Annotated in this window: 4 protein-coding genes; all 4 read right to left on the bottom strand. The window is 57.5% G+C overall.

Translation table 11 applies throughout. The annotated features are described in order from the left end of the window. Positions 1-1862, bottom strand: a 1862-nt coding sequence (nosZ, locus tag ACM62Q_RS12825; protein ID WP_415037200.1) for a Sec-dependent nitrous-oxide reductase, incomplete at its 3' end; no start/stop codon positions are given. A 154-nt stretch (positions 1863-2016) separates the two neighbouring features. Then, positions 2017-2673 (bottom strand): response regulator transcription factor, encoded by a 657-nt coding sequence (locus ACM62Q_RS12820; protein ID WP_415037198.1) that lies wholly within the window; start codon positions 2671-2673, stop codon positions 2017-2019. A 2-nt stretch (positions 2674-2675) separates the two neighbouring features. Then, a complete protein-coding gene (locus ACM62Q_RS12815) occupies positions 2676-3824 on the bottom strand; it encodes a response regulator (RefSeq protein ID WP_415037196.1) in 1149 nt (382 codons plus the stop codon). After that, positions 3821-6463, bottom strand: coding sequence for an ATP-binding protein (locus ACM62Q_RS12810; protein ID WP_415037194.1), 2643 nt, complete (start codon positions 6461-6463; stop codon positions 3821-3823). The genes ACM62Q_RS12815 and ACM62Q_RS12810 overlap by 4 nt, the downstream gene beginning before the upstream one ends. Positions 6464-6591 lie beyond the last annotated feature (128 nt).

Below are 6591 nucleotides of genomic sequence, written 5' to 3'. Positions count from 1 at the left end.
ACGCCTTCCTTGTCCGCCTTGAACTTCACCGTCACCGTCTTGCCCGGTTCAACCGAGGCGTGCTTGTTGTAGGTCGAAACCGTAAAACCGTGGGTCTCGTCCTGGGCGCGCTCCAGGTTGGTCAGGTGGATGGTGATTTCGTCGCCCACTTCAGCTTCGATCGTCTCCGGCGTGATGTGCGAACGGATCAGCGTGCCATAAACCGTGATCTGGTTACCCTTCTTCTCGGTCTTCTCTTCACCCGCGCGTACTGCACCCGGGTGCGGCTTGTCGGTGCGGCTGTCCGTACCCACCTTGTAGCGAACGCCCGGCTTCAGCTTGCTCGCTTCAATCGCCACCACATAGTGCGGCTCACCCAGCGGCAGCGGCATGTCGTACAACAACTGCATCTTGTCGTTCGAAATGTCGATCAGCTGGTGGTTCTGCGGGTGCAGCGGGCCTACCGGGTTGAAACGGTCGATGGAGAGCTTGTTCAAGGCCACCAGGTAACGACCCTTCGGGGCCACGGTGTCACCTTCCATGGTCATCAAGTGACCAATGTTGTAGTGCACCGAGATCTTGTCCAGCACCTTGCCTTCGCAGAAGTTCCACTTCGCCACTTGCGAATCCACATACAGCGAGGTGTAGGCAATACAGGTCTTCGAATCAAACTGCGTGTGCAAAGGACCAAGGCCCAGTTGCACCTGGGTGTGCAGCGTGTCCTTCATGCTGATCACCGGGATGCCGTACGGATCCTTCGATTCAAATTTGCCCGCCTTGATGGCAGCCTGGATCTTCTCGAAGCTATACACCGAAACGTGCGTGTCCAGCTTGCCCGACACCACGATGTTCTTGCCATCCGGCGTCACGTCAACACCGTGCGGCGACTTCGGTTCCGGAATCAGGAACAGGATGCCTTCCTTGATTGCCGTTTCCATCATCAGCACGTCGTGGCCGTTGATCTTCTTGGCCTTGCCGGCCGCAACCAGTTCAGCCGCCTTCTTCCAGTTGATCACGTGCAGATAGTCGGTGTCCTTGGCGGAGCAGCCGGCTTCATACGGCGGACGACCTTTTTCGATGCCGCCAACGTAGCGCTCGGTACAGAAGGAGTTGGTGAACGACCAGCCTTCCGACGGGCCTTTACCTGCGTCCGACAAGTCCTGCGAGTACGGCGGCAGTTCCAGCGAGAACGACTTCTTCGGGTCCAGACGACCTTCCTTGCGGTCAAACTTCCAGTAGGTCACGCCGCCGCGATACTTCTCGTTGAACTCTTCCAGCGGGTAGAACTTCTTGTTCTCCAGCGGGGCCGCATATTGTGCGGCTTCGATCACATACTCGGTGTTCGTGGTGACAAAGGCACCGCCGTGCTCCGACTTGTAGATCGGGTTGATCACGATCTGCTTGGTCTCGAAGTCACGCAGGTCGATCACCGCCAGACGCGGGTTCGCCTTGTCGTTGATGAACAGGTACTGACCGTCGTACTGACCGTTCGTCTCCGAAATCGCCGGGTGGTGCGTGTCGCCCCAGGTGATTTCCTTGCCGTCGATCCAGCCCTGCTTCAACACGGCCTTCGAATCTTCGTCAAAACCATAACCTTGCCACGGCTCCGGCGTGAACACGCCGATGTACTTCAGAATCCGCATCGACGGAATCCCGTACACAATCACCTGGCCCGACTGACCGCCCGAGCTGAACGCCAAAAATTCATCGCGCTTGCCCGTCGGCACATAGGTCTTCGCCGCCGCCAGCAGGTCCTGCTGGCTCAGATTGCGGCGCTTCATCACGTCTTGCAGCGATTCCGCCGAAAACGCGCTACCCGCCGCACCAAGACCAAGACCCGCCGCCAACAGCAGCACGCCCGACTTGATCACCAATCTACTCATCTCGCTTCTCCCATATGTTTGGAATAAACAACCCCAAATCACCGCAATCTCCTGCGGCAATTTGTCGCATTTTGGGCGAAATACGCCATGCCGATAAGGTGGCGTTTGCTGGATTATGACTTAGGACGATCTCTGGCTATTGGTAGGAAAATTCCTAGACACCCTCTGCCGCATTGCTGTCCATCAGATTGTTTTCAACGGCATAGCGCACCAACTCTGCCGTATTGGCCAGATCCATCTTTGCCTGGATGCTTGCTTTATGCGTGCTCACCGTTTTTACGCTCAGATTCAGATGCCGGCCAATTTCGGTCACTCCCATGCCCTGCACGATATGCAGAAAAATCTGGTATTCGCGATCCGTCAGGCGGTTATGCGGCAATTCGGCGTGCCGCCCCTGCAAAATATTCATGGTCAAGCGCTCAGCGACGTTCTGGTTGATGAACAAACCGCCACCATGCACCTTGCGAATGGCCTCAGCCAGAAAACCCTCGGCATTGTCCTTGCACAAATAGCCATTGGCCCCGGCCTTGAGCGCCCGCACGGCGTAAATATCTTCCTTGTGCATACTGAGAATTAGCACCGGCAGGCGCGGAAAGTCGCTGCGGATTTGTTTGATCAGCTCGATACCGTTACGCCCGGGCATGGTCAGGTCGAGCACCAGCACGTCGCACCGCCCTTTGCGCAACAGGGCAATGGCTTCGCTGCCGTTGGTTGCTTCATCGGCCACCTCGATATCGGGCGCATCGGCCAGAATATGGCGCAGACCCGCGCGCAAAATATCGTGATCGTCGGCAATCAAAATTCGAATCATGGCTACTCCCCTTTTACGAGTGGCAGACGGACATCGATGTGGGTGCCGTTCTTGCCGTCAATCGTGATTTCTCCCCCCAGCAGGAGCACGCGCTCGCGCATTCCCAAAAGGCCAAAACCCTGGCGCGGCTGTGCGCTGGCGAAACCGCGCCCATTATCGCTGACACACAGATGCAGGCTATTTTTTTCCTGCGCCAGGCGCACGCTGACCTGGCTCGCCTCGGCGTGCCGGGCGACATTGGTCAAGGCTTCCTGCACCAGACGAAACACCGTGATGGCGCCGTTTTCCGGCAAACGATAATCGTCGGCGTCGGCGCTAAACGAGCAACTCACCCCGGTACGCTCGGCAAACTGGCTGACCAGATGCTCCAAAGCCGCACACAAGCCCAGCACATCGAGCATCCCCGGGCGCAAGCCTTCGGAAATCCGGCGGAGCGACTGTACCGTCTGTTCGACCAGCGCATAGCCCGCATCCGCCCGCTCGAGCACAACTTCTCCCAGCGGCGCACAGTGCTTGCGCAGCCAGCTCAATTCAATACGCAAAGCAGTGAGAGATTGCCCCAGTTCATCGTGCAATTCGCGCGCGATGCTGGTGCGTTCATCTTCGCGTACCTGATGCATGAAGCCCATCAAAGCCTGCAACTGGGCGCGCTTTTCCTCCAATTCTTCAGAAGACAGACGCAACTCTTCGGTGCGTTGTTCAACTTCCTCTGCCAAACGTGTTTTCAAGCGGTGCAAGTCAATGTGGGTGCGCACCCGCGCCAAAACCTCTTCCGCCTGATAGGGTTTGCCGATGTAATCGACCGCCCCCAGAGTGAAACCGCGTAATTTGTCGGTGGTTTCGCGCAAGGCGGAAAGAAAAATGACCGGCACATTGCAGGTTTGCGGCGCAGCTTTCAAGCGACGGCATAATTCGTAACCGTCCATGCCGGGCATGCGCACGTCGAGCAAAATCAATTCTGGCGGACGGGCCAGGGCCGAATGCAAGGCCATGGCCCCTTCCGGGGCGACCCGCACGACATAACCGGCTTCGGTCAGCAAATCAGCCAAAAGCTGCAAAGAGGCGGGGGTGTCATCCACCACCAGTATTTCATCGGCGCGCTTGACGCTCGCTTGAACGGCAAGCTGCGGCGCAGACGGCATTGTCATCATCGTTTCTCCTGTATTTCAGCGTCACGCCCACCTGCTTCGGCCGCCACGGACGGCTCTGTCGCCATGCCGATTCCTAGCCAGGCCCACAAATCCGAATAACGTCTTTCTTGGGCAATCGCCTGCAAACGCTCGGCAAGAGGTGGCAGCCGCGCGGCGATAATGGACAAGGCACGCTCGATGGCCTCCGGATTCAAGGTCAGCGCCGCCTGTGTCAGCTGCTCGCGCTCCGGGGGTTCGAGCAAAGCGTAATCTTGGGGTGAAAGGGCACCCACATCGTTGATCATCGGCAGCGCGTCCTCTGCCAGTGGCAAAGAAAGCACCTGCGCAAGCAAACAATGCAATTCCGGCTCACTCAGCGGTTTACACAAAAAGCCAGCCGCCCCGGCATCCAGGGCGGCCTGACGCGTTTCCAGCAAGGCATCGGCAGTCAATACAAAAACCGGCGCGGGGCTTAATCGGGCAATTTCCTTGAGTAATTGTGCGCCGCCGATCTCCGGCAAACGCCAATCGGTGATGACGGCCAGCACGCTCTGCTTTGCCAGCACAGCTTGCGCCTCCTCCCAGTTCGCTGCCGGGTGCACGGCAAAATTCAGGGGCGTCAGTATGGCCTCAAGCAAATGCCGGTGATCTTCGCTTTCATCCAGCAACAAGAGCCCTTGCGCCTGCGTCAGCGGCGACAGGCGCTGCGGCAACAGACGCGGTTGCAAGGTGCCGCTGGCAGCCACCACCGGCACGACAATGGCAAAACTGAATTCCGATCCCACCCCAGGCTGCGAGCGCACGCACAACTCGCCGCCCATCAATTCGACATAGCGCTGACTAATGGTCAGCCCCAAACCGGTCCCGCCTTGATGGGCTGAACCAATTTGCTCGAAAGAGGAAAAAATCCGCGCCTGATCGACGCTGTCAATACCAATCCCGGTATCGCACACGGCAAATTCCAGGCGGGCGCTTTGCGCAGAGAGGCTGTGCACTTTCACCTTCAGGGTGACGCTGCCTTCAGGGGTGAATTTAATCGCATTGGAAAGCAGATTGAGCAAAATCTGACGCAGCATCCCCGGGTCGAGCAAGACCAGACGCGGCAACTCTTCATAGCTCAAATCCAGGCGCAAGCCTCCTTCCTCGGCGCGCAAGCTCATCATATCGACGACCTGGCCCAATAATTCCGGCAAATCGATTTCCTCCGGTCGCACCTGCATCGATCCAGATTCGATCTTGGAGAGCTCGAGCACATCGTTGATCAAGGTCAGCAAATGCTCGCCAGAGTGGCTGATGATGCGCACATTGTCTTGGCGCACCGGCGACAAACCGGGGTCATTGGCCATCAAACGCGAAAAACCGATGACGGCATTGAGTGGCGTGCGTAACTCATGGCTCATGTTGGCCAAAAAAATTGACTTGCTGCGATTGGCCGCCTCCGCCGCATCGCGCGCCACGGTCAATTCTTCCGTGCGCTGGCGCACCAGATCCTCCAGATGCTCGCGGTAGGCCGCCAGCTCACTTTCATTTTTCTTGCGCTGAGTAATGTCGGAAAAAATCGAGATATAACGGCGAATCACACCATCCGGGCTGCGCAAGGCCTGAATCGACAAATCTTCAGGAAACACCTCGCCATTCTTGCGCCGGTTCCAGATTTCGCCACGCCAATGGCCTTCGCGCTTCAACTGCTGCCAGAGGGCGGTGTAAAACGGTTTTTCGTGCACACCAGATTTCAACAAACGCGGATTGCGCCCTACCACCTCACTGCGCGCATAGCCAGAAATCTGACAAAAAGCATCATTCACCCACAGGATGTCGCCATTGTGGTCGGTAATCACCGCCCCCTCGGCCATCGCGGCAAAGGCAGCTTCATTTTCCCGGCGCAGCTGTTCCTGGCGCTGAAACTCTGCCGCTCGGCGCACAAAAACACGGTGCAGCAGCATGATCACCGCCAAGCCCAGCAACCAAATGCCGCCGTGCCAGATCCGAATGGCGTGCCAGGTCGGTTCCTGCGCCGCGCGATAGGTGTTGAGATCGATAGAAATTGTTGCGCCGCCGCGCAAGCCACCCACCGGCACCAGGGTGTCGCGGTGACACTCCAGGCATTCTTTTTCCATCTGCATCGGAATCATCGCCCGCATCAAACCGTGCCCGCCTTTTTTCGGCAGCGCCTGTGTCACGATGCTGGCCCCTTTTTCCAACTCTTCCAGCGCCTTGGTTTCCCACTCATCGGCGACATTGTCGGGATTGCGTAACTGCTTCGAGGTCAGTCGCTCGCGGCTGCCGAATTCCTGATTCGTCATCCCCTGAATGGCCAGCAATAAATGCATGGGCGTGACCGATACCAAGGTGAATTGCTGACCGGTGTAACGCACCGCCGTTACCCGCTCTTCCTGCTCCAGTGAATTGACTGCCGGAATGTGTTTTTCGCGAATGAACACCCCTTCGACCGTGGATGCCCATTTGCGAATCGCCATATCCTTCTTCAAATTTGCCACGGCATCGATGCGCGCCAGTTCTGCCGCCGCCCGATTCAACTGCTCACGCTGTGTAAACAAGGAAACCAGCGTCAGCACCGTCCACACCAAGAGCGCCAGCAAAGTGCCGGTCCAGCCAGTAAAGGGCAGAAAATTGCGTTGTTCGCCTTGCATCGTCTTCATAGAAAAAGGGGCAAGATTACTCTCGCCCCTTTGTTTTGTGTCAGACCAGACGCTTACTTGACTTTCTTAGCGCCGTTCTGTTCCAGGTAGGTCTTGGCACGCAGACCGATGTCGGCGGCTTTGACCTG

Source organism: Azonexus sp., assembly GCF_047638095.1.
Taxonomy (GTDB): Bacteria; Pseudomonadota; Gammaproteobacteria; order Burkholderiales; family Rhodocyclaceae; genus Azonexus.
The sequence above is the reverse complement of the archived record's forward strand: the minus strand, read 5'-3'. Positions and strand labels throughout refer to the sequence as shown.